The following is a 22,593-nucleotide window of genomic DNA, read 5'->3' as shown; positions in this document are numbered from 1 at the left end:
TTATAATTCAAAAACAGCCCTTATATTATTGAAAATAAGTAAATGTTGAACTTTTTGTTATATATAAAATAAGTAAAAAATTATAGAAAAAAATAGTTCATTATAATTTTAAAAAATACAAATACTTTGAATTTTACTTTATATTGTACTATTAAATAATTTTTCTAAATAGTAGAATAGTTTGCATAAGAAATTAATTTAATCTGAAATCCAGGAAGAGTTCATCTTTAATCGTATCTAAAACTTCTTTGGTTATGTTTACACGTTTGTTCATAGAAGCGGTTTCTAAAAACAAATTATTTTTTTTATCAAGAATTTCAAAATGAATATCTTTCGAACCTGCGTTTTCATCACAAACTTTATTTAATGTAGCAAGCGTATTTTCATCTAAATCCTCTAGATTAATTTTAATAGTTAATTTCTTAGCATGTTTTCCTATTATATCACTTAATTCTTCAATAGAAATAACATTTATATAAACAAAGCCGTTATCACGAATAACGCCAACCATAATTTTTACTAAAACAAACAAGTTAGGAATCAAATATTTTTGAAGATCCAAATAATTTTTTTTAAGTTTTAAAGAAATAGTACCCGTCTTATCCTCTACATCAAAAAATGCAATTCTTGTTCTGCCATCATTAATATCTTTATGCTCAAAACGGCTGATCATTCCGGCAATATAAATTTCCTTATTAATATATTTTTCCTTATTTTCATTAACTTCAGATATATCCATGGGCTTTACCAAAGCAATTTCATATTTATAATTATCCATGGGATGAGCGGAAATATAGATTCCCACAACTTCTTTTTCCTTTCCAAGTTTATACATGGTACTCCATTCCTCAGTAGTTGGAATTAAAGGTTTCATAACATCAAAACCTCCGTCGCCCAAATCACCAAATAAAGAATTTTGAGCAGAATTTTTATTGTCCTGATAGGCGGTTCCATAGCGTACAAGTTTTTCTATAGTTGAAGAGCCGTTTTCCTCAGCAAAAAACTGGGCACGGTTAGAATTTCCTAATTCATCGAATGCTCCGGCCAGCACTAAATTTTCCAGTACTTTTTTATTTATGTTTTTTAAATCTGCCCTTTCAAAAAATTCAAATAAATTCGTATATTTTCCATTCGTTACTCTTTCTTTAACGATAGCCTCCACAGCATTTTCACCAATACCTTTAATTGCACCCATTCCAAAACGAATAGCTCCCTTTTCATTAACGGTGAATTCATAATCACTTTCATTCACATCAGGTCCCAGCACTTCAAGCCCCATATTTTTACATTCTTCCATAAAAAAAGTAAGAGTAGTCAGGTTATTCAAGTTATTACTTAGCAAGGCAGCCATAAATTCAGCCGGATAATGAGCTTTTAAATAAGCGGTCTGAAAAGCAATAAAGGCATAGCAGGTTGAATGGGATTTGTTGAAAGCATATTGAGCAAAAGCTTTCCAGTCTTCCCATATTTTCTTTAATTTTTCTTCAGGATGTCCTCGCTCAATAGCCCCGTCCAGAAAACGGGCTTCCATTTTATTTAAGACATCGATTTGTTTTTTACCCATAGCCTTACGAAGCACATCGGCATCACCTTTACTAAATCCGGCTAATTTTTGAGACAAGAGCATTACCTGTTCCTGATACACAGTTATACCATAAGTATCTGCCAGATATTCTTCCATATCAGGAAGATCATAGGTTATTTCCTCCTTACCATGCTTACGATTAATAAAGTTGGGAATATATTGGAGGGGGCCCGGCCTATACAAAGCATTCATGGCGATAAGATCCTCAAATTTATCGGGTTGCAAGGCTTTTAAATGCTTTTGCATCCCAGGCGATTCGTATTGGAATATACCGACAGTATTTCCGTTTTTAAAAATTTCATATGTTGTCTCATCATCCAGAGGGAAATCATCCGGATTGAGAGTTTGTCCTGTTCTTTTTCGTATGATTTCTATGGTATCTCCGATAATGGTTAAGGTTCTAAGCCCCAAAAAGTCCATTTTGAGCAGCCCCGCACTTTCTACCACCGAGTTATCGAATTGAGAAACCAATAGAGAGGAATCTTTGGCTACTGATACGGGTATAAGATTGGTTATATCTTCCGGAGTAATAATGACTCCACAGGCATGTACTCCCGTATTTCTTAAGCTTCCTTCCAATTGAAAGGCATTTTGAATTACTTTTCCCTCCAAATCATCTGATTTAAATTTTTGTTTAAGCTGTAATACCGGTTCGGCTTCTTCTTTACCGAAATCTTTTTGCAGATCGGCTTCAGTTCTGTTTTTAAGCTTAGTAAGATTAAGATTGGGAGGAAGATTTTTGGACAATCGATCCGTATCGCTTAATGGAAGTTCCAGCACTCTTCCAGCATCACGTATGGCAGACCTTCCTGCGAGCGTTCCGTAAGTAATTATTTGAGCTACCTGATTTTCACCATATTTATCTACAACCCATTGAATGATACGTTCACGACCTCTATCGTCAAAGTCGATATCAATATCAGGAAGCGATACCCGGTCAGGATTAAGAAACCTTTCAAAAAGTAAATCATATTTTATCGGATCTATATTAGTAATACCGATGCAGTAGGCAACAGCTGAACCTGCTGCAGAACCACGTCCGGGACCGACTGCTACTCCCATTTTACGAGCTTGTGAGGTAAAATCCTGCACGATAAGAAAATACCCGGGATACCCTGTTTTAGCAATAATTTCAAGTTCAAACTGCAATCTCTCTCGAGTTTCTTCAGGAAGGGTATCTCCATATCTTTTTTTAGCACCCACCCAGGTTAAATGAGCAAGGTATGCATTTTCACCGCGTTTTCCTCCATCAATATCATCTTGAGGATCTTTAAATTCATCAGGAATATCGAATTTGGGTAACAGCACTTCACGAGCCAGCTGATAAGGTTCAAATTTTTTTATAAAATCCTCAAAGTTTTCAATGGCTTCCGGAATGTCGGAAAATAACAAAGCCATCTCTTTTTGAGATTTGAAGTTGTATTCATTATTAGGTAATCCATATCGTTTTCCAAAACCTCTTCCTATAGGAGTCGATTGTTTTTCACCGTCTTTAATGCAAAGGAGAATGTCCTGAGTTTCTGCTTCTTCCTTATTAATATAAAAAGTATCGTTTTGGGCAAGAACCTTAACTCCGTACTTTTCCGCAAAGCGTAGTAAAACTTTATTTAAGTGTTCTTCTTCATCCAGGTGATGTCTTAGAAGTTCTACATAAAAATCTTCACCAAACAAATTATGCCAGTAAACAAATGCTTCTTCAGCTTGTTTTTCACCAACATTCAGAATAAGACTTGGTATTTCGGAAGATAAACCTCCTGTGGTAGCTATAAGGTTTTCTTTATATTGTTCAATCAGTTCTTTACCTATTCTCGGATATCCTGCATATAAGCCGACTTTATATCCGAAGGTGGAAAGTTTGGATAGATTTTTAAATCCTGCATGGTTTTTTGCTAGCAATATCTGAGAATATCTTCTATCCGGATTGTCTTTAGTAAATTTATTCTGAAGATAATTTTCTGAAATATAAAGTTCACATCCCACAATAGGAATAATTTCTTTTTTTACAGGTTCGTTAAGCTCACCGGCTTCCACTTTTTTATTATGTTCCTTAATAGAGCTGTTAACTTTTTTTATTTCATTTAGAAAAGCAAAAGCTCCCATTAAGTTACCGAAATCCGTCACTCCTAAAGCAGGCATCTTATACTCCAATGTTTTTTTAATTAAATCGGAATGCTTGCTGGTAGAGGTAAGAATTGAATATACCGAATGATTGTGAAAATGAAAAAAATGGGAAAAATCAATTTCATCAATTGATTTTTTAACTTGTGATTGCTTTTCTTTTAATTTTTGATTAAATTCATTAACCTGCTGTCTAACAATAATATCAAATGCTTTAAACGGAGAAGGATGGTTTTCGATAAAACGATTTAGCTCTTCTTCCGTAAAAAATAATTTTTTGGCAGATACCTGTCGTAGCCGAACCAATTCCCAAAATGCCTGGGCTGTGGCATTTACATCAGCTGCCGCATTATGGGCTTCATCAAAACCATAACCAAATAAACGTTCATAAAGTTCCGAAAGTTTAGGGTATTTAAAGCCTCCTCCAGGTCCTCCGGGAATAGCGCAATAGCTGGTTCCTTCCTGTGCTGTATCAATAAGATTTAATTCAGCTATGTTATTTTCTAATGATTTTCGATAGAATTCAGCTCCAACAATGGGTATATCAAAACTGATGTTTTGTCCGACTAAAATCGGATTTTCTGCCAATACCTGGTTAAATTGATCAAGTACAGTTTTAAGATCATGCCCTTCAGCTAATGCTTTTTCAGTACTTATACCGTGAATTTTTTGTGCATTAAAGGGGATGTCATAACCTTCCGGCTTTATTATAAAGTCATAGTTTTCTACTAAATCCCCATTTTCATCATGTAATTGCCAGGCAATTTGTACCATTCGGGGCCAGTTGTCAGAATCGGAAACAGGAGCATTGGCATTGGCCGGTAAACCTGTGGTTTCAGTGTCAAAAACTAAAAATTTCATATACTACAAAGTTAGTATATTTTAACTATTCTCAAATAATCAATTCATAAGTAATGGTTTAAGTTATTGTAAATGAGTATTTTAATTAAATTAAAAATATATTAAACTTACATTTATAACTAAAACTTATAGCCTGTTCGCATTACTTCTATAAAAGATAAAGTTTTAGGCTTAATTTTTGTTTTATAAAATGTTATTTACATGCTGAAACAGCGTGTAAATCATAGACTCTTTTTACATTAAATTGCCACTTAAGCAAATCAAGCATAAATTTTTAAGAGATAAATAAGATATGGATACTAAAATTTTCACAGGAAATTTTTTTGAAAATTATTTGAGTTTGACCCACTATCAGACGTTATTTGCTATTGCAGCATTGTTAATAAGTTTTTATATTATAAAAAAACTTCAGGATAAAAAAGTAAGCTTTTCATTACGAATGTTTGCCGGTTTAGGTATGGGCATAGTTCTGGGGTTAGGAATTCAGTGTTTAACGGGGTTTCAGAAAGAACCTTTAATATGGATGCAGGAAACAGCAACTTGGTATGGATTATTCGGAAGAATATTTATATCGTTCATACGTATGTTGGTAATACCGCTGGTATTTGTTTCAATTGTTAAAGTAATTATCGATTTTTCTGGTCAGAAGGATCTACCTAAAATAGCATTCAGAGGAATATTCTGGTTGCTTTTTACTACAGGAATAGCTTGTATAGTAGGTATTTTATTAGGAAATATTTTTTCATTAGGCTATACTCATAACACTTTGCCTATTGAGATGAAAGGAAGAGAAATGACAAATCTGGTAGATACCTTTGTAAATTTAGTACCTAGCAATATTGTATCAGCTATGAATACTGAAAATATTATTGGTCTGGTCATATTTTCTGCTTTAATTGGTTTAGGAGCGAATAGAATGGAGAAAAAAAATCCTGAAGCTATCGGTTTATTTAAAAAGTTAATAGAAGGACTTTATAAAATAGTTATGTCAGTAACCATGACTATTATAAAATATATGCCATATGCAGTCATTGCATTGCTTTCAAGGACAATTATATCTAATGGTATTCCTGCAATCATGGAAGTCTCCGGCTTTGTCTTATCTGTTTATATAGCAGCAATTCTTATGCTTTTGATACATGTTTTGTTAGTTTCTTTACATGGTATTTCACCATTGCTGTTTGTAAAAAAATCGGTGGAGGTGTGGTTGATGGGATTTACCAGTAGATCTTCAGTAGGAACTTTACCACTAACAATAGCTACTTTAACAGAACGTATGGGAGTAAGCAGTGGAACGGCTAACCTAATAGGTTCTTTAGGAAGTACGATGGGAATGAATGGGTGTGCAGGTTTCTTTCCTGCTTTGATAGCTATCATGGTAGCTCACATGATCGGTATACCTATGGATGCCCAGTTTTACATAATGCTTGTTATTGTAGTTGTTATAGGCTCCATTGGAGTGGCCGGTATTCCGGGAACAGCAACAATAGCAGCTACAATTGTACTTTCCGGTATGGGACTAGGTGAATATTTTCCTTTAATAGGAATGGTATTAGCCATAGATCCTATTATAGACATGCCTCGTACGATGGCTAATGTGTCCGGTTCTTTAACTTCTGCTGTCATAGTTGATAAAGAAACAGGAAATATGAATATGAATATATTTAACGATCCGGATGTCATTTTGAAAGACTAAATAAAAACTCTCTTTTAAAACTTAAAAGAGAGTTTTTAAAAATTTATAATTGATTTAGCAATTCTTTTTTCTTTAAATTAAATTCTTCCTCGGTTATAAGCTCTTCTTCAAAGAGTTCTTTTAATTCTTTTAGTTTAGTTTTAATATCTTCTTTTGATAAAGAATTTTGACTAGAAAAATTGGTCTGAATTTCAGCAGTTGATTTTAGATTCTCAGATTTTGAATCCATGCCGGTAGTACCTAAGATAATTGAAACAATTTCGTTATATCCTTTAATGTTAGCATAATCAATAGGTTTCTGTTCTCTTACATTGGATAGATTTGCGTTTGCACCATGATCAATCAATAGTTTAACTAAATCTTTCTTACCATTTGCAGCAGCATAATGTAATGGAGTATTTTCGGATTCGTCTTGAACATTTACATTTGCTCCGTTTTTAATTAAAAGTTCAGCCATATATAAATGTCCGTTTTTAACTGATATATGTAAAAGACTTTCTCCTCCGCTGGTGTAACTGCTGTTAAGGTGATAGAGGCTTTCAGAAGATATATCTTGAGCAGATTCAATAAAATCCAGATAACTTCCTAATATAATATCTCCCTGGGAAGGTGTTTGATAATTGACATCTAATCCTTTTTGAATAAAAAGCTGTACAATTTGTTTCTGATTATATGCACATGCGTAGTAGATAGGAGAAATACCTTCTGTATTTGTTTGAAAAATATCAGCATCCTTTTCTAAAAAATATTTAGTCAGCATAGCGTTATTAGTCATACAAGCCAGCAATAAAGGGCTAGTTCCGTTAGAATTCGGTGTATCAATAGATAATCCGTTTTCAACTAATTGTTTTATAATAGGTAAATTACCATCCTGCAAGGCTAAATGAAGTAGATTGTTTCCGTTTTTTGTGGTAACATGAATATCAGCCCCCTGTTCAATATAGTAATCCATTAAAGGTTTCTTTTTATAAAGTATTGATAACATCAAAGGCGTTTCTCCAAGATTGTTAACGCTTTCTATATCCATTCCTTTTGCAATAAACAACTCACATAGGGGCTTTTGACCATTTCTGGTAGAAATATGAAGTAGATTATTTCCCTGATAATCTTTAATTTCCATAGCAGCATTATGCTCTAGCAAAAGTTTAATCGTTTGGGTTTGATTTTGTAAAGCCGCAAAAAATAAGGGAGTTTCCCCATTATGGTCTTCATAATTGATATCTGCTCCCCTGTCAATAAGTTTCTTACAAATTTCAACAAAACCGTGATGAGCTGCATAATGCAGACTTGTCCGTCCCTGTTCATCCGTATAGTTTACATCAGAACCTTCTTGTTCAATAAGTAATTCTGCTATTTTGCGATTTCCTTGTTCGCAGGCTATAATAAAAGACATTGACATATACGTAGGTTTTTAATTTAATAATAATTTTACGGTTTTTTCTTTTAAATTATCAGTTACAGCCAAATCCAAGGCTGTTTTATCTTCATTATTACGAATAGAAGCATCAGCTCCTTTTTCTATAAGAAACTTGGCTTTTTTATAAACCTGAACAGCATCTTCAGCCTGAAAATTAATATTATAGCCACAAACCTGATGAAGTAACGTATTTCCATTATCATCGGTTTCATTAATATCTCCGTAAAAGTGATTCATAACAATTTCAAATACAGCAAAAGGTTTTTTTACAGCTTCTTTTAAAGGTGTAGTAGGTTCTCCGTAATACATGCAAGAAATGGAAAGATCAGCTCCCTGTTCCAGTAGTTTTTCAAGGCATTTTAGCTCAGTATTGCTGGAATATTCATCTAATTTTTTAATATAGTTGAATAAAAAAGAGGTTTCGTCTTTGTTTAAATCTTCAAAATCAGGTGTATCATATTCACATAAAAGATCATATAAATCTGGATTCATAAGGTCCATCAAAGCTACATAAAACAGAGAGTTTCCCTGTTTATTTTTATGTTGAGGATCTGCACCATTTTCAAGAAGTGTTTTAACAACTTCAGCATTGTTACTTAAAGCCAACTCTAATGGAGTTACACCGCCTTTATTTTTATGATTAGGATCTAATCCATGATTTAGTAAAAAAGATATATAGTTTTCTGGTAATAAATAATGTAAAAGAGAATTGTCTGAAGCATCATAAATTGAAACGGAGCATCCTTTTTGAATTAATAATTCCAGTGCGTCAATAGGTAAAGGCAACTTTTTAGTAATAGCCCATTTAAATAAAGAGGTTACATTCGTATTTTCATCAATATTTTTGATATGATCACAAAAACGATCTATAAATTGTATAATATCAGGTTCTGTTATCAGAATCAGGTCAGATTCATTTTTTGGAAAAGGTACTGGCTTAGGGAAAGAAAGTCCTTTAAATACAGTTTCAACAAAACTACCCTCTAGTTTATCAATTTCAGATAAGTCCATTTCCTCCAGATTGGCATTGATAATATCAAAAATAATTGAAAAATATTTTCCACGCGCCAGATCATTAACTAAATTCTGTTGATCGAACTTGCCTAATTCTTTGTATTCCTGAGGAGAATTTAAAATTTTGTTTTTAATAACTAAGTAATTTCCTTTCTGATGAGCTTCTTTAAGTGTGAGATCTTTTGTTAAATCTTCTACGGTTTGATTGTAATGGTTTGATATTTTGTTCCAGTTATCAGGAGTTAACCCGTATTTAGTCAAAACTTCATTTTGATTTTCATCATTCAGTTTCATAAATATTTCCTGAAAAGTATTAAAGTCAGGAATTGTTAATTCACTATTCAAATCAGCATTTGCATTTTGAACCGTTTCAGCAAATTTACCCTGTTTGGGGTTAGATAAATATCCGGCATATTGAATTGTTTTAGTAGGATCCTGTGTAATAATTGCACTAAGGTTTTGTGTCCATTCCGAATTAATATTTTCCCATGATTCAGAAGAAATTCCTAAAACAGTAAATACCTCTTCTTTAGACATTCCTGCTGAAATATTTCCACATGCACATGCCCAGTTTTCAAATGAGACACCATTAATTTCTTTCATAGTTATCGTTTAAATTAAATATAGGTTTTTAAGGATTATAAAATTTAGAAAATACTTAAATTTAATTCTTTGCTAAGTTTCTCCATGATGTAAACTCCAGGTGCAGAATTTCCTTGTTCATCTAAAGAAGGATTAAATGTACCAATTCCGTATTTTCCTGGAACTACAGCCATAATTCCTCCTCCAACACCGGATTTGGAAGGTAAACCAACTTTTCGGGAGTACTCTCCGCTGTAATCATACATTCCGCCGTTTAGCATAACAGAATTAATTAACTTGCTCATATCAGGGTTATAATAAGTTTTGTCCCCGTCAAAACGTGTACAGTTATGAGCAAAAAAATATCCAATTTTAGCTAAATCTTCTGCATCAACTTCAATAGAGCACTGTCTGAAGTAATTATTTAGACTTTCTTCATCTACAGCATCGAAAAGACCATAGTTTTTTAATAAATAAAACATTCCTCGGTTTCTGTTTCCGGTTTCTTTTTCAGAAAGATACACAGCCTGATTAATATTGATAGATTCATTTTTAGTTATATATCTTACCATTTTTAAGATTTTTTGGTAGGCTTCATCTCCTGTACCGCTAATTGATGATGTGGTAACTATTGCACCTGCATTCATCATAGGATTCAATGGCTTTTTTTTAGACTGAAGCTCAGAAAAGGAGTTGAAAGCAGCATCTGTTCCGTAATATCCCATTCTTTCAAAGATATACGATTCTCCTCTCTCTTTAGTAGCTATCATTAAAGCTACCACTTTGGAAATACTTTGCATGGTGAATTTACTTTTAGTATCACCTTTTGTATATAATTTTCCTGATTGATCCATAAAAGCAACACCTACTAGGTTTTTATTGGCTTTACTTAATTCCGGAATATAATCAGCAACCTGACCCTGAGGGATGAAAGCCTTGCTTTCTTGCCATACATTGGTCAATAGCAAATCTAGATTTTGTAAGGTTTTGCTGTTTTCATGGAAATGCTCTTTATGATTTTGTGAAGCACAAAAATTTGATAAAGAGATAGTAAACGCAATAAAATAAAATAATTTCCTCATAATTTTTATAATCTTTATTTAGGGCGATAAATTAATAAAAATATTTTAATCATACTATATAAAGTATGTTAAAACTGATAAAAAAATATAGGTTTACAATCAATATTGAAAAGAAACTAAAAAGAGAATGTGGTGAAACCATAGTTTCAGTATAAAAATAACTTATTTAAAGTTGCTATAATAGATACTGAAAGAATAATTTATTTACATTATAACAATAAAGTATTTATGTAATTGAATGTATAAATGTTATAGAGGTCATATGTTATAAAAAAAAGATCGAATATGAAAAATTGAAACAAAATATTATAGTAAGGCTTGATTTTTGTTTACAATTAATAAACAGAAAAACTTTAAAGAATATAAATAGTTATGGAAAACATAGTAGAAAGACTTCAGAAAGAAGCAGGATTAACAGAAGAACAAGCTTTAAAATCATTATCTATTGTAAAAGATTTTATGGATAAAGAAGGACTGGAAGTAGATTGGGAAAAATTTTTTAAAGGAAAATATAGCAGTTTTAAAGAGTCTATATCTTCGTTTTTTAGCAAAATATCTGATAAAGCCAGTGACTTTGGAGACAAGGTAGGCGATAAAGTTGAAGATATGACTACAGATGCTAAAAGAAAGATGCGCGATATTTCAAAAGGTAAAGAAGAATAACCTTTTAAATATATACATTTATTGAATTTTGAGGATGAATCTTACTATTAAGGTTCATCTTTTTTATATTAGGTAGGTCTTTTCCTATTTTACTACAAGCAATCAAATACAGATTAATAATAAATTTTTCTGTAAATTTTTAAATGATCTTTAATAAAATTCAAACATTTAATTTTTAATATAAATCAGGTGTAAATAAATACTAAAATATGTATTTTTGTCTAGGTTTTATTAAAAGGAGAAAAAATGTTAGTATTAAAATTTGGCGGTACAAGCGTAGGAAGTGCCGAACGTATAAAAAATCTGGCGGAGTTAACAAAAAGTCAGGATTCTAAAATAGTAGTACTTTCAGCAATGAGTGGAACAACTAACGCATTAGTTGAAATTTCAGCTTCGTTGTATGAAAAAAATACACAAAAAGCAAAAGAGTTAATAAAAGCTCTGGAAGACAAATATAAGAAAGAAATAAATGACTTATATAAAAATGAAACAATTTTAAAGAAGGGTCATGAAATGATTAATGAGTATTTTAATTACCTTCTTTCATTTACAGATCTTCCTCTTTTTACGTCAAAAGAAGAAAAAATTATTTTAGCTCAGGGCGAATTATTAAGTACAACCATGTTTCATTATTATTTAAGTGAGATAGGAGAAAAGTCTATTCTTCTGCCTGCGCTTGAATTTATGCGAATTAATAAAGACGGTGAGCCTGATATGGTGTATATAGAAGAGCAAATCAAGGAAGAACTAAACAAATATCCGGATATTGATTTTTTTATAACTCAAGGCTATATATGTAGAAATTCTCAGGGGGATATAGATAATTTGCAAAGAGGAGGAAGTGACTATACTGCTTGTATAATCGGGGCTGTAATAGATGCTAAAGAAATTCAGATCTGGACAGATATAGATGGTATGCATAATAATGATCCTCGTTTTGTAGACAAAACGCATCCTGTAGATGAACTAAGTTTTGATGAAGCAGCAGAACTTGCTTATTTCGGAGCTAAAATTTTACATCCTACCTGCATTCTTCCTGCTCAAAAAAGGGGAATACCCGTAGCATTAAAAAATACCATGCAGCCTGAGGCAAAAGGAACGTTGATAGGAGATATTGATACGCCGGAAGGAATTCGTGCAGTTGCTGCTAAAGATGGAATATATGCAATTACCATAAGAAGTGGAAGAATGTTGCTAGCTTATGGTTTTCTTAAAACAATATTTGAAATATTCGATAAATATAAAACTTCAATAGATATGATAACTACTTCTGAGGTAGCAGTATCGTTAACCATTGACAATCCGGCAAATCTGGACAATATAATGGCGGAGCTTACTGAAGTGGCTAACGTTGAAGTAGAAAAAGATCAGACTATTATTGCTATTGTCGGTAATATAGCTAAAAACGAATCCGGATATGGGGTAAAAATCTTGGATGCTTTTAAGGAGATTCCTTTACATATGATATCTTATGGAGGAAGTGAACATAATATATCAGTTGTAATTGATAGTAAATATAAAAAAGATGCATTACAAGCGCTTAATCAGAAATTATTTGGTTATTAAGTTGTAATTGTTTCAATAAAATACAAGGGATGCATTTTGTGTCCCTTTTTTTATACACATTAATCAGATTCTTCATTTTAATAAAATATTAAATTTATTCACTTATAAATTCTTTCCACTGTATAATGATTGAAAGAGTGAATAGTGTTAGAAAGGGATACTATAATGAATAAAAAATTAAATATTTTATGACTAAAATAATATATGATAGTTCTTGTGGGGATTGTAATTATTAATAAATAAACTATATAAATTAAAATATGAGGAAGAAACTGTGTTTTGTTAATCTTAATTAATAATTTTATAATTATTTCATAGTCTTAAAAAAACTGAATTTTATGATAAAAATCATATAAAACAGCATTAATACTAGTAAAAGCTATGATTTTTTAATTAAAATATCAAAATTAAAAAACAATATTTTTGATTAATTGCTAAAGGATTTCATGAATCGGATGTTTTATTCAAATTATTTTATATTTTTAGTAGTAATAAGAGAAAACCAAAAATGTATAAAATAAACTAAAACATGGAGACACAAGAAATGATTACAATTTCAGATTATTGGATGAAAGAAGCAGGTAAAATATCGTGGTTTACCTCCCCACAGAAATTTTACTCATATAAAGAAGGTAAATCAAATTGGTTTGAAGATGGTATTACAAATTTATCTTATCTCTGCATAGATAAGCATATCGAAGACGGATATGGAGAAAACACCGCTTTTATTTTCGACTCACCCGTTACGCAGACAAGAAGAGAATATACATACAGTCAAATCAAACAAAAAGTAGAAAAGTTAGCCGGAGGACTGAAACAATTAGGATTAAAAAAAGGGGATATAGTTTTATTATATATGCCTATGATTCCTCAGACGGTATTTTCAATCTTAGCATGCGCAAGGCTTGGAATCACTTTTTCAGTTGTTTACAGTGGTTATTCGGCAAGTGAACTGGCATTAAGGATTAATGATTGCAAGCCTAAACTAATTATTACAGCTACATCAAGTATTGACGTAGATAGGATAATATCTTACAAACCTATCATAGACAAAGCATTATCTAAATCAGACCACACTCCTCAAAATATATTGTTATATAATAGGAAATTAGGTTTTTTACATTCCAACAGTTCATTAGATATAGATTTTGATGAGTTATTAGAAAATTCGCAACCTGAAAGCTATGTAGAAATTCAGGCTGACTCGCCTGCTTATATTTTATATACATCCGGAGTAAAAGGAAAGGCCAGGGGGGCTGTTTATAATACCGGTGATTATGCTGTTTCCTTAAAAGATTTAATGGTGAATATTATTAAATGTAATCCAGACGAAGTTTTCTTTACCGCTTACGATAGAGGAGGCGGAATCAGCCATAGCTTTATGATTTTAGCCCCTATGATCAATAGAAATCCATCGATAATATATGAAGGAAGTTCAACAAGAACACCCGATCCGGGATCATACTGGAAACTAATACAGGAAAATAAAGTTAGCGTTTTATTAACGCCTCAAATTAATCTCAGAAAGATCATTGATGCAGATCCTAAGGGATTATTTATTGAAAAATACTCTTTACAGTCATTAAATCGCATTGTCCTTTCGGGTGATGATTCCGGAAAAGATGTTATTGATTGGATTCAAAGGAAAATTAATGTCGATCTGACTAGTCTTTGGTGGACAACTGAGGCAGCATGGCCGCTACTAGGTAAGGAAATAAAAAAAGGGACGAAAGATCAATATCCGGACTCAATAGGAAAATCTGTCAGAAGCTTTGATATGAAGGTAGTAAGTGGAGAAGGTCAGGAAGAAGATTCCGGTAAAATAGGTATAATCGCAGCTACCAAACCTTTGCCGCCCGGTTCTTATAGTTTTATCATGAATAATAAACCGGAAGATTTATTTGTTTCAGAAAAACTAGCTGATTATTATAATTCAGGTGCAGGAGGATACTGTGATGAAGAAGGTAATTTTTATACTACGGGAAATCTGGGGGATGTCATCAATGTTGCCGGACAAAGGTTATCTGTACTGGAAATCGAGAATATTATCAATGCTCATCCAAAAATTTCTGAAGTAGCAGTTATAGGAGTGAAAGATGCTATAAAAGGACAGGCTGTAGTAGCTGTACCTGTAATTAAAGCATTTGAACAAGCAGATCCGTTTCGTTTGACAGAGGAACTAAGAAGAATGGTTGTTGAAAAAATGGGAATTATTTCTGATTTAAAACAAGTGGTGTATGTTAAACGTTTACCTAAAACTAAATCAGGAAGCATTCTTCGTGATATAATCAGAAAGATAGCAGATGGAGAAGAATTTGTGATCCCAGAAGTTACTAAAAATCCTTCGGTTATCAATGAAATACAACAAGATTTTCAGCTGGAAAATGTTTCAAAATTTGCTTTAAAAGAGAAAACAATAGATGATTTGGTTGTTAAAAACCGAATAGACTACGAGCGAATTTACGATATAAGTTTAGATCAGCCCGAACAATTTTGGGCAGAAATAGCTCAGACATTCAGGTGGAAAAAAAGTTGGGATTCTGTTTTGGAATATAATTTTGAAAATGCAGATTTTAAATGGTTTAAAGGAGGAAAATTAAATATTACGGAAAATTGTCTGGACAGGCATCTTGAAAAAAATGGTGATAAAATAGCTGTCATATGGGAACCTAATGGACCAACGGAACCAAACAGAATTTTGACCTATAAACAATTACACGAAGAAGTTTGTAAATTTGCTAATGTCCTTAAAAGTAAAGGAGTTAGCAAAGGGGATAGAATTTGTATTTATTTACCTATGGTTCCCGAATTAGAAATAAGCCTCTTAGCCTGTGCTCGTATCGGCGCTATTCATTCAGTTGTTTTTGCTGGGTTTTCATCCTCAGCTTTAGCTGCCAGAATTAACGATTCGCAATGCAAACTACTCATAACCTGTGATGGAAATTACAGAGGAAATAAATACGTAGATTTAAAAGGAATCGCAAATGAAGCCTTAGAAAACACTTCCTCAATTGAAAGTGTAATAGTTCTGAACAGATCAAATAAACCGGTAATGATGGCACCTAATCGGGATCTTTGGTGGCATGACTTAATCAAAGATGCCAGCCCGGAATGTCCTGCAGAGGAGATGGATGCAGAAGATCCTTTATTTATTCTATATACATCAGGCTCTACAGGAAAGCCTAAAGGAATGGTACATACCTGCGGAGGATATATGGTTTATACAACCTATTCTTTTAAAAATGTATTTCAGATAGGCGATCCGGAAGATGTATATTTTTGTACCGCTGATATTGGATGGATTACCGGACATTCGTTTATCGTATATGCTCCTTTATGCTCAGGAGTAACTTCAATAATGTTTGAAGGCACACCTTCATATCCTGATTTTGGAAGGTTTTGGAACATAGTGGATAAATATAAAGTAACTCATTTTTATACAGCACCAACAGCAATACGATCATTAGAAGCTCAGCCTCTTCACTTTGTAGAAGATTATGATTTAAGCTCATTAAAAGTTTTAGGCTCAGTAGGAGAGCCGATCAACGAAGAAGCTTGGAATTGGTATAATGACAAAGTAGGCAAAGGAAACTGTCCAATAGCCGATACCTGGTGGCAGACGGAAACCGGAGGAATAATGATAGCGCCTCTGGCGGGTATAACCACCACAAAACCAACATTTGCTACGCAGCCGTTACCAGGAATTCAGCCGTGCTTACTGGACATTGAAGGCAAGGAACTGAAATCAATCAGCGGAGAAGGTAATCTATGTATTAAGTTTCCTTGGCCCGGAATGGCTCGAACTATCTATGGAGATCACCAAAGATATGCAGATACTTATTTTTCTGCTTACCAAGGAAAATATTTTACAGGTGATGGAGCTCTTAGAGATACTAATGGAAATTATAGAATTACAGGTCGTGTAGATGATGTGATAATTGTATCCGGCCATAACTTGGGAACAGCACCTATTGAAAATGTTATCAATGAGCATTATTTAATAACAGAGTCCGCAGTGGTTGGATTTCCTCATGATATCAAAGGAAATGCACTATATGCATTCGTAATAACATTCGAAAAACCCGAAAACGAAGAAGATGTCAGAAAAGAAATACAGGCAAGAATATCAAGAACTATTGGTCCGATAGCTAAATTGGATAAAATACAATTTGTTCCGGGTTTACCAAGAACGCGTTCGGGAAAAATTATGCGGAGAATATTAAGGAAAATAGCATCCAATGAACTTGATGCCCTAGGAGATACTTCAACCTTACTAAATCCTGAAGTCGTAGATCAGATTATAGAAAAACGTATATAATCAATATCAACTTATTTTAAAAAAAGCTGTTCATACGTATGAACAGCTTTTTTATTTTGGGAATTATAAAATAATTGTATTTATTTTGTTGCTATTTTTTATGAAATTTATGAATAAATTTAAATAAGGGAATAAATGAACTTCAAAAATTTAAATGCTAAGATGAAATGTTTTGAAACTCTTGCAGATCGTTCGGTAATTCCTCAAATGTATATTATAGCTCGTTTAGATGGAAGAGGTTTTACCAAATTAACCAAAGAAAAATATTCATTTGAAACGCCGTTTGATGAAAAATTTTCCGAAATGATGGTAGAGACAGTCAAACATGTACTTAAGAGTGGAATTAAAATTTTATACGGATACACACAAAGTGACGAAATTTCCTTGTTGTTTGATATCAATGAAAATTCTTTTTCAAGAAAAAGAAGTAAATATATTTCCATTTTAGCGGGAGAGGTAAGTGCTGCATTTTCAATGTTGATAGGAGAAGCAGTAGTGTTTGATTGTCGATTATCTGAGTTACCTAATAAAGAACTTGTCTACGACTATTTTCAGTGGAGAATGGACGATGCGTATAAAAATTCATTAAATGGACATGTATATTGGAATTTAAGAAAACAGGGATATTCCAAAAATGAAGTGACTGAAAAAATGTTAAATATGAATGTAGCGAAGAAAAATGAACTATTGTTTAGCAACGGTTTAAATTTTAATGATTTGCCCAAATGGCAAAAAAGAGGAATAGGTGTCTATTGGGAGGAAATAAAAAAAGAAGGAATAAATGAAATTAACAATCAAAAAATGATAGGTAAGAAGAAAAATCTGATCGTAAATAAAGAATTACCATTAAAGGAAGAATATAAATTGTTTATTAGAAAAATAAGTTCTTGATATTAAAATTAATGCAATTATGAAAGAGAATTCTCATTATGTTTTAGTTTAGATAAATATTTGTGTGACTGTATTTAGCTTAAGTTTACCTATAATAGTGTTTATATGAGTCCTAGCTGAAAAAAAACGGAGTTACGATTTTTTATTGATATAAATTATTGAAAATTAATTATATAAATTTAAATTATTGCTTTTCGTAGCCTTTTAGATACTTAACAAAAACCTTATCAACCAATTACTTTAATGAATCAGCAATCTTTATCAATTGTGGAGGACGATACTCATGAGCAAAACTATAAACTTTATGGTCTTCAGAATTGTATACTATTTTATCTCCGTCACCATAAAGCCAAAACTCTCCTAATATGAGAAGATTTAACTGCTCTTTGTTGAGAGGCGCAAGTTCATCAAAATGGATCGAAATGCCCTCAAATTGAAATTTTGAAATTGTTGAAAAAAATTCGATAATGTCTTCAGAAAAAATAATTGCCAGTGAATTTTCCTTTTCTTTAATTTCGTTATAACTTTTGCCTTTACTTATAAACAAATCTTGATGATAATTTTGGGTTATCAGCTTAAATAAAATTGGATAAACAGATTGCAAATATTGAAATCTCTCTTTAGTTGTTTTTTTTAAGTTTCTGGTTTTCTTTTGTTTAGATGTGACAAAATTTTCAAATTCTTTTTCCCAATCTTTTTATAATTATCAGATAAATCAATAGTAATTTTTATAGATTTTAGCCATTCATAAGCAGTAATTTGTGATAAGTAAGTGTTTCTTATCTCACTAAAACTATCTTTTGGTTTCATTTTTAAAAAACGTAATCTTCCGCATATACCTTCAATTGAGTCTTTATATTTTTCAAACCATTGTAACCAATCTATTGGAGATAGCTCACCTTTTACAAGCTGAACTAATTTTTCTATAACCTGTCCTTTTGTCATTTATTTAAACCCTTAATTTATCGTTTAAATTATAAATCTACATAATAAGACTATAGATAAAATTTTAATATACGGAATAAGTTTTTAATAAATAAAATAAATATCTATAAAAAACAGTAAAAAAAGAAAAAATGAAAGTTTGAGAATTTACAAATCAAAGAATTAAAGTAAAAAAAACAATGAATAAATAATAATTAAGATTTTATTAAGATGATAAGCAATTGACTACATTAATATGAATATTAATGTATTACATAGAGCTAAAATTATAAAGTAAATAAATAAAAAATAAAACTTAAAACTATATATTGATAAAAAATTTCTAATTTCGCGAAAAATTTCTGAGTATGAATCTGGTAATTGTGGAGTCGCCGGCTAAGGCAAAAACAATAAAAAAATTTTTGGGGAATGATTTTGAAGTGGAATCAAGTTATGGTCATATAACAGATTTAGCTAAAAAAGATATGGGGATTGATATGAAAACGTTAGAACCCATATATCAGGTCTCTCCGGATAAAAAGGAAATTGTAAAAAAGTTAAAATCATTAGCAAAAAAAGCCGATACAGTTTGGTTAGCCTCCGATGAAGACCGTGAAGGAGAAGCAATTTCCTGGCATTTATATAATGAATTAAACTTAAGTCCTGAGAAAACAAAAAGAATTGTTTTCCATGAAATTACAAAAAATGCAATTCAGAAAGCGATACAAAATCCAAGAGATATAGATGTTAACCTGGTAAATGCTCAGCAGGCTCGTCGTGTACTCGACAGAATAGTAGGTTTTGAAATGTCGCCAATCTTATGGTCAAAAGTAAAAGCAGGGCTATCTGCAGGTAGAGTTCAGTCGGTTGCAGTAAGGCTTATATGCGAGAGAGAAAAACAAATTTTAGATTTCGTTCCTGTGGCTTCTTATAAAATTGAGGCTAACTTTTACAATAAAACTCAGAATATTTTAAAAAGTAAATTAAATGTTGATTTTGAAAAATATGAAGAAGCCTTAGGTTTTATACAAAAAGTAAAAGACAAAACGTTTTCAGTTTCCAATGTTGAAACTAGACCAGGAAAAAGAACACCTTCAGCACCTTTTACAACTTCCACATTGCAACAGGAAGCTTCAAGGTTAGGTTTTTCTGTAAGCAGGACCATGAGAATCGCTCAACAATTATATGAATCCGGGCATATTACCTATATGAGAACAGATAGTGTGAATTTATCTGAAGAAGCACTTAATGCAGCAGTTCATGTAGTTACAGAAGAGTTTGGAAAAGAATATCTACAAACACGACAATACACAACCAAAAATAAATCAGCTCAGGAAGCTCACGAAGCAATTCGTCCAACCAATCTGGCTGTCAAAGAAGCAGGTGGAGACGATGCACAAAAAAAATTGTATCATCTGATTTGGAGAAGGACATTAGCATCTCAAATGTCAGATGCAAAACTGGAAAGAACCATTATTGATATTACTACACCTGATGTTAAAGAAAAATTTACATCTAGGGGAGAAGTAATTGTTTTTGATGGATTTTTAAAACTTTATCAGATACAGAATGACGAAGATAGCGAAGACGAGGACAGTGGATTACTACCTAAAGTAGAAAATGGGGAAATACTTCAGTTAGATAGAATGACCGGAGAAGAAAAATTCAGCAGGCCAGCTGCAAGATACAATGAAGCATCTTTAGTTAGAAAATTAGAAGAGTTAGGAATAGGCCGTCCATCAACATACGCGCCAACCATCTCAACCATACAAAAAAGACAATATGTTGAAGTTGGTGATTTGGAACCCAAGCAAAGAGAGGTTAGAAAAATTATTCTTAACAATCAAAAAATTACAGAAAGCGTAGAAGTTGAAAACTATGGAGCAGACAGAAGAAAGTTGCTTCCTACGGATATAGGCTTGGTTGTAAACGGCTTTTTAACAGATCATTTTCCTAATATATTAGATTATGGATTTACAGCTAAAGTCGAAGAAGATTTTGATAGTATTGCAGGTGGAAATGAAAATTGGAAAGAAATGCTGGGAGATTTTTATAAAGATTTTCATCCCCATGTAGAAGAAGTTAAAGAAACAGCCGATCGTGCTACAGGAGAAAGATTATTAGGGACAGATCCTGAAAGCGGTAAAAATATATATGCCAGAATTGGTAGATTTGGACCTATGGTCCAGATAGGTGAATCTGAAGATGAAGAAAAGCCTAAATTTGCCGGATTAATGAAAGGACAGCAAATTAGTACCATAACGCTCGAAGAAGCATTAAAACTATTTGAGTTACCTAGGTATTTAGGTGATTATGAAGAAAAAAAAGTAGAAGTAAATACAGGAAGATTCGGGCCTTATGTTAAACACGATGGTAAATTTGTTTCCTTAAAACCCAAAGAAGGAGATGAAATTTCTACTATAACTTTAGAAAGAGCTGTTGATTTAATTGAAGCGAAAAGAGAATCAGATCGAAACAAGTTTATAAAATCTTTCGAAACAGAAGAGCCTGTGATAGAAATATTAAATGGTCGTTGGGGACCTTATATTAAACAAGGTAAAGAAAACTTTAAGATTCCTAAAGATACAGAAGCAGCTCAATTGTCATTAGAGCAGGTTTTAAAAATTATTGCAGAATCTGGAAGTAAGCCAAAAACTAAGGCGAAAACTAAAGCACCTGCAAAAGCGAAAGCACAAACAAAAACTAAAGCAAAGAAAAAGTAGTGGGAGCCTTGCAGGATTTTTTACATCCCGTTGATGAATCAATATTGTATTCTCATCCTGATTCCGTTGGAGCCAGAATAAAATTTTATTGGCAGAATGAAATAAAGGCAAATAGTGTAGTTCTTATCGGCTGCTCAGATTTAAGAGGGGCAGGTCACGCGAAAGAGTTTTCAAACATTCGCTTGATTCGGGAAGAGTTCTATAGATTAGTTTGGAACGATTGGGATTTTGATTTATATGATTTAGGAGATATCATACCGGGGAATGAAGTTGAAAACACATATTTTGCTTTACAAAAAGTATTGGAAGAGTTACTAAAAATGGGGGTATTTCCTATTGTTTTGGGAGGAAGTATGAGCCTAAATTATTCTGTGTACAGAGCATTATCAGTAAGAGATACGCCACTTAACTATACAGCAGTGGATACTCGCATAGATATGGGAAACATGAAGGAGCAATTATCTGATAAAAATTATCTTTCAAGAATGATAATAGACGAGCCTAACTTACTTTTCAATTTTACAAACGTAGGATATCAAAGTTATTTTGTCCCCAATTCAACATTAAAAGCTTTTAACAGTCTGGATTTCGAGGGAGTTAGATTAGGTCAAATTACAGAAAACCCGAAAAATTCAGAGCCTGTATTCAGAAGTTCTGACTTTGTTGGTATTAATTTAAATTCTATCGAATCATACGACGGAACCTTATCAACAGAAAGTACAGCTAATGGATTCACAAACAGAGAAATTTGTGCATTAACCCGCTACATTGGATTATCCAAACAAGTAAAAATTGCAGGTATTTATAATTTTTTAGGATACTCGCACAATAAAATGAATGAAAAGTTAGTTTCTCAACTGTTATGGTATCTCATAGAAGGAAGAAACCAACAACCCTATTATGAAAATGAAGAATATATAAAATACATAGTTTTACATGAAGACAAAGAATTGATTTTTCTAAAAGATAAATATGTGGAAAAATGGTGGTTAACAGTAAGTTTAGATGCAGATGATGTTCCCGTATTTTTAGTTCCTTGTACAAAAAAAGATTATGAAGATGCATTGAACGGTAATATACCTGAAAAATATTGGAAAACATTTAAACGCTTTTTATAAAAAAGTTAATAAAAACATAATATTATAGGTAATAT

13 protein-coding genes are annotated in these 22,593 nt (G+C 32.2%); 7 read left to right on the top strand and 6 right to left on the bottom strand.

Translation table 11 applies throughout. The features are described 5' to 3' along the window. Positions 1 to 193 precede the first annotated feature (193 nt). Entirely contained in the window at positions 194 to 4,564 is a 4,371-nt protein-coding gene (dnaE, locus tag EOV51_RS14435) for a DNA polymerase III subunit alpha (RefSeq protein WP_128153231.1), read from the bottom strand. 292 nt (positions 4,565 to 4,856) lie between these two features. Here dnaE and EOV51_RS14430 point away from each other — a divergent pair, with 292 nt between their 5' ends. Beyond that, positions 4,857 to 6,260, top strand: a complete 1,404-nt coding sequence (locus EOV51_RS14430) for a cation:dicarboxylate symporter family transporter (protein WP_128153230.1) — start codon at positions 4,857 to 4,859, stop codon at positions 6,258 to 6,260. A gap of 43 nt (positions 6,261 to 6,303) precedes the next feature. Here EOV51_RS14430 and EOV51_RS14425 read toward each other — a convergent pair whose 3' ends face one another. Genes EOV51_RS14425 through glsA form a run of 3 tightly spaced genes read right to left on the bottom strand, consistent with a single transcriptional unit; the run spans position 6,304 to position 10,355 of the window. Continuing rightward, positions 6,304 to 7,653 (bottom strand): ankyrin repeat domain-containing protein, encoded by a 1,350-nt coding sequence (locus EOV51_RS14425; protein WP_164875324.1) that lies wholly within the window; start codon positions 7,651 to 7,653, stop codon positions 6,304 to 6,306. Between the two features lie 18 nt (positions 7,654 to 7,671). After that, on the bottom strand, positions 7,672 to 9,294 hold the full coding sequence (locus tag EOV51_RS14420) for an ankyrin repeat domain-containing protein (RefSeq protein WP_128153228.1): 1,623 nt from the start codon (positions 9,292 to 9,294) through the stop codon (positions 7,672 to 7,674). 44 nt (positions 9,295 to 9,338) lie between these two features. Beyond that, positions 9,339 to 10,355, bottom strand: coding sequence for a glutaminase A (gene glsA, locus EOV51_RS14415; RefSeq protein ID WP_128153227.1), 1,017 nt, complete (start codon positions 10,353 to 10,355; stop codon positions 9,339 to 9,341). Between the two features lie 372 nt (positions 10,356 to 10,727). On the opposite strand from glsA, the gene EOV51_RS14410 reads away from it, so the two are divergent. The 4 genes from EOV51_RS14410 to EOV51_RS14395 all read left to right on the top strand — a co-directional run bounded on the left by EOV51_RS14410 (position 10,728) and on the right by EOV51_RS14395 (position 17,793). Next, a complete protein-coding gene (locus EOV51_RS14410; protein ID WP_128153226.1) occupies positions 10,728 to 11,018 on the top strand; it encodes a hypothetical protein in 291 nt (96 codons plus the stop codon). Between the two features lie 246 nt (positions 11,019 to 11,264). Continuing rightward, positions 11,265 to 12,584 carry an aspartate kinase gene (locus tag EOV51_RS14405; RefSeq protein ID WP_128153225.1) on the top strand — a complete coding sequence of 440 codons (1,320 nt, stop codon included), beginning with the start codon at positions 11,265 to 11,267 and terminating at the stop codon, positions 12,582 to 12,584. A 529-nt stretch (positions 12,585 to 13,113) separates the two neighbouring features. Then, positions 13,114 to 16,902, top strand: a complete 3,789-nt coding sequence (gene acs / locus EOV51_RS14400) for an acetate--CoA ligase (RefSeq protein WP_128153224.1) — start codon at positions 13,114 to 13,116, stop codon at positions 16,900 to 16,902. A 135-nt stretch (positions 16,903 to 17,037) separates the two neighbouring features. Next, positions 17,038 to 17,793: a tRNA(His) guanylyltransferase Thg1 family protein gene (locus EOV51_RS14395; protein ID WP_128153223.1), complete on the top strand. Its 756-nt coding sequence runs from the start codon at positions 17,038 to 17,040 to the stop codon at positions 17,791 to 17,793. Positions 17,794 to 18,028: 235 nt separating this feature from the next. On the opposite strand, the gene EOV51_RS14390 is transcribed toward EOV51_RS14395, so the two are convergent. Both EOV51_RS14390 and EOV51_RS14385 read right to left on the bottom strand, forming a co-directional pair. Continuing rightward, positions 18,029 to 18,340 carry a hypothetical protein gene (locus EOV51_RS14390; protein ID WP_128153222.1) on the bottom strand — a complete coding sequence of 104 codons (312 nt, stop codon included), beginning with the start codon at positions 18,338 to 18,340 and terminating at the stop codon, positions 18,029 to 18,031. A gap of 86 nt (positions 18,341 to 18,426) precedes the next feature. Then, positions 18,427 to 18,738, bottom strand: a complete 312-nt coding sequence (locus EOV51_RS14385; RefSeq protein WP_128153221.1) for a hypothetical protein — start codon at positions 18,736 to 18,738, stop codon at positions 18,427 to 18,429. A gap of 341 nt (positions 18,739 to 19,079) precedes the next feature. Between EOV51_RS14385 and topA the strand changes: the two genes are divergently transcribed. Both topA and EOV51_RS14375 read left to right on the top strand, forming a co-directional pair. Beyond that, the gene (gene topA / locus EOV51_RS14380) at positions 19,080 to 21,440 is read left to right on the top strand and encodes a type I DNA topoisomerase (RefSeq protein ID WP_128153220.1); all 2,361 of its coding nucleotides are present in this window, start codon (positions 19,080 to 19,082) and stop codon (positions 21,438 to 21,440) included. Then, positions 21,440 to 22,558 carry a formimidoylglutamase gene (locus tag EOV51_RS14375; protein ID WP_128153219.1) on the top strand — a complete coding sequence of 373 codons (1,119 nt, stop codon included), beginning with the start codon at positions 21,440 to 21,442 and terminating at the stop codon, positions 22,556 to 22,558. The genes topA and EOV51_RS14375 overlap by 1 nt, the downstream gene beginning before the upstream one ends. Positions 22,559 to 22,593 lie beyond the last annotated feature (35 nt).

The sequence above is a fragment of the Apibacter raozihei genome, from assembly GCF_004014855.1.
GTDB lineage: Bacteria > Bacteroidota > Bacteroidia > Flavobacteriales > Weeksellaceae > Apibacter > Apibacter raozihei.
The sequence above is the reverse complement of the archived record's forward strand: the minus strand, read 5'-3'. Positions and strand labels throughout refer to the sequence as shown.

Bases quoted from the DNA above. Each gene is read 5' to 3' on its own strand.
- dnaE (WP_128153231.1), bottom strand. From the start codon at position 4,564: ATGAAATTTTTAGTTTTTGACACTGAAACCACAGGTTTACCGGCCAAT.
- EOV51_RS14430 (WP_128153230.1), top strand. From the start codon at position 4,857: ATGGATACTAAAATTTTCACAGGAAATTTTTTTGAAAATTATTTGAGT.
- EOV51_RS14425 (WP_164875324.1), bottom strand. From the start codon at position 7,653: ATGTCTTTTATTATAGCCTGCGAACAAGGAAATCGCAAAATAGCAGAA.
- EOV51_RS14420 (WP_128153228.1), bottom strand. From the start codon at position 9,294: ATGAAAGAAATTAATGGTGTCTCATTTGAAAACTGGGCATGTGCATGT.
- glsA (WP_128153227.1), bottom strand. From the start codon at position 10,355: ATGAGGAAATTATTTTATTTTATTGCGTTTACTATCTCTTTATCAAAT.
- EOV51_RS14410 (WP_128153226.1), top strand. From the start codon at position 10,728: ATGGAAAACATAGTAGAAAGACTTCAGAAAGAAGCAGGATTAACAGAA.
- EOV51_RS14405 (WP_128153225.1), top strand. From the start codon at position 11,265: ATGTTAGTATTAAAATTTGGCGGTACAAGCGTAGGAAGTGCCGAACGT.
- acs (WP_128153224.1), top strand. From the start codon at position 13,114: ATGGAGACACAAGAAATGATTACAATTTCAGATTATTGGATGAAAGAA.
- EOV51_RS14395 (WP_128153223.1), top strand. From the start codon at position 17,038: ATGAACTTCAAAAATTTAAATGCTAAGATGAAATGTTTTGAAACTCTT.
- EOV51_RS14385 (WP_128153221.1), bottom strand. From the start codon at position 18,738: ATGACAAAAGGACAGGTTATAGAAAAATTAGTTCAGCTTGTAAAAGGT.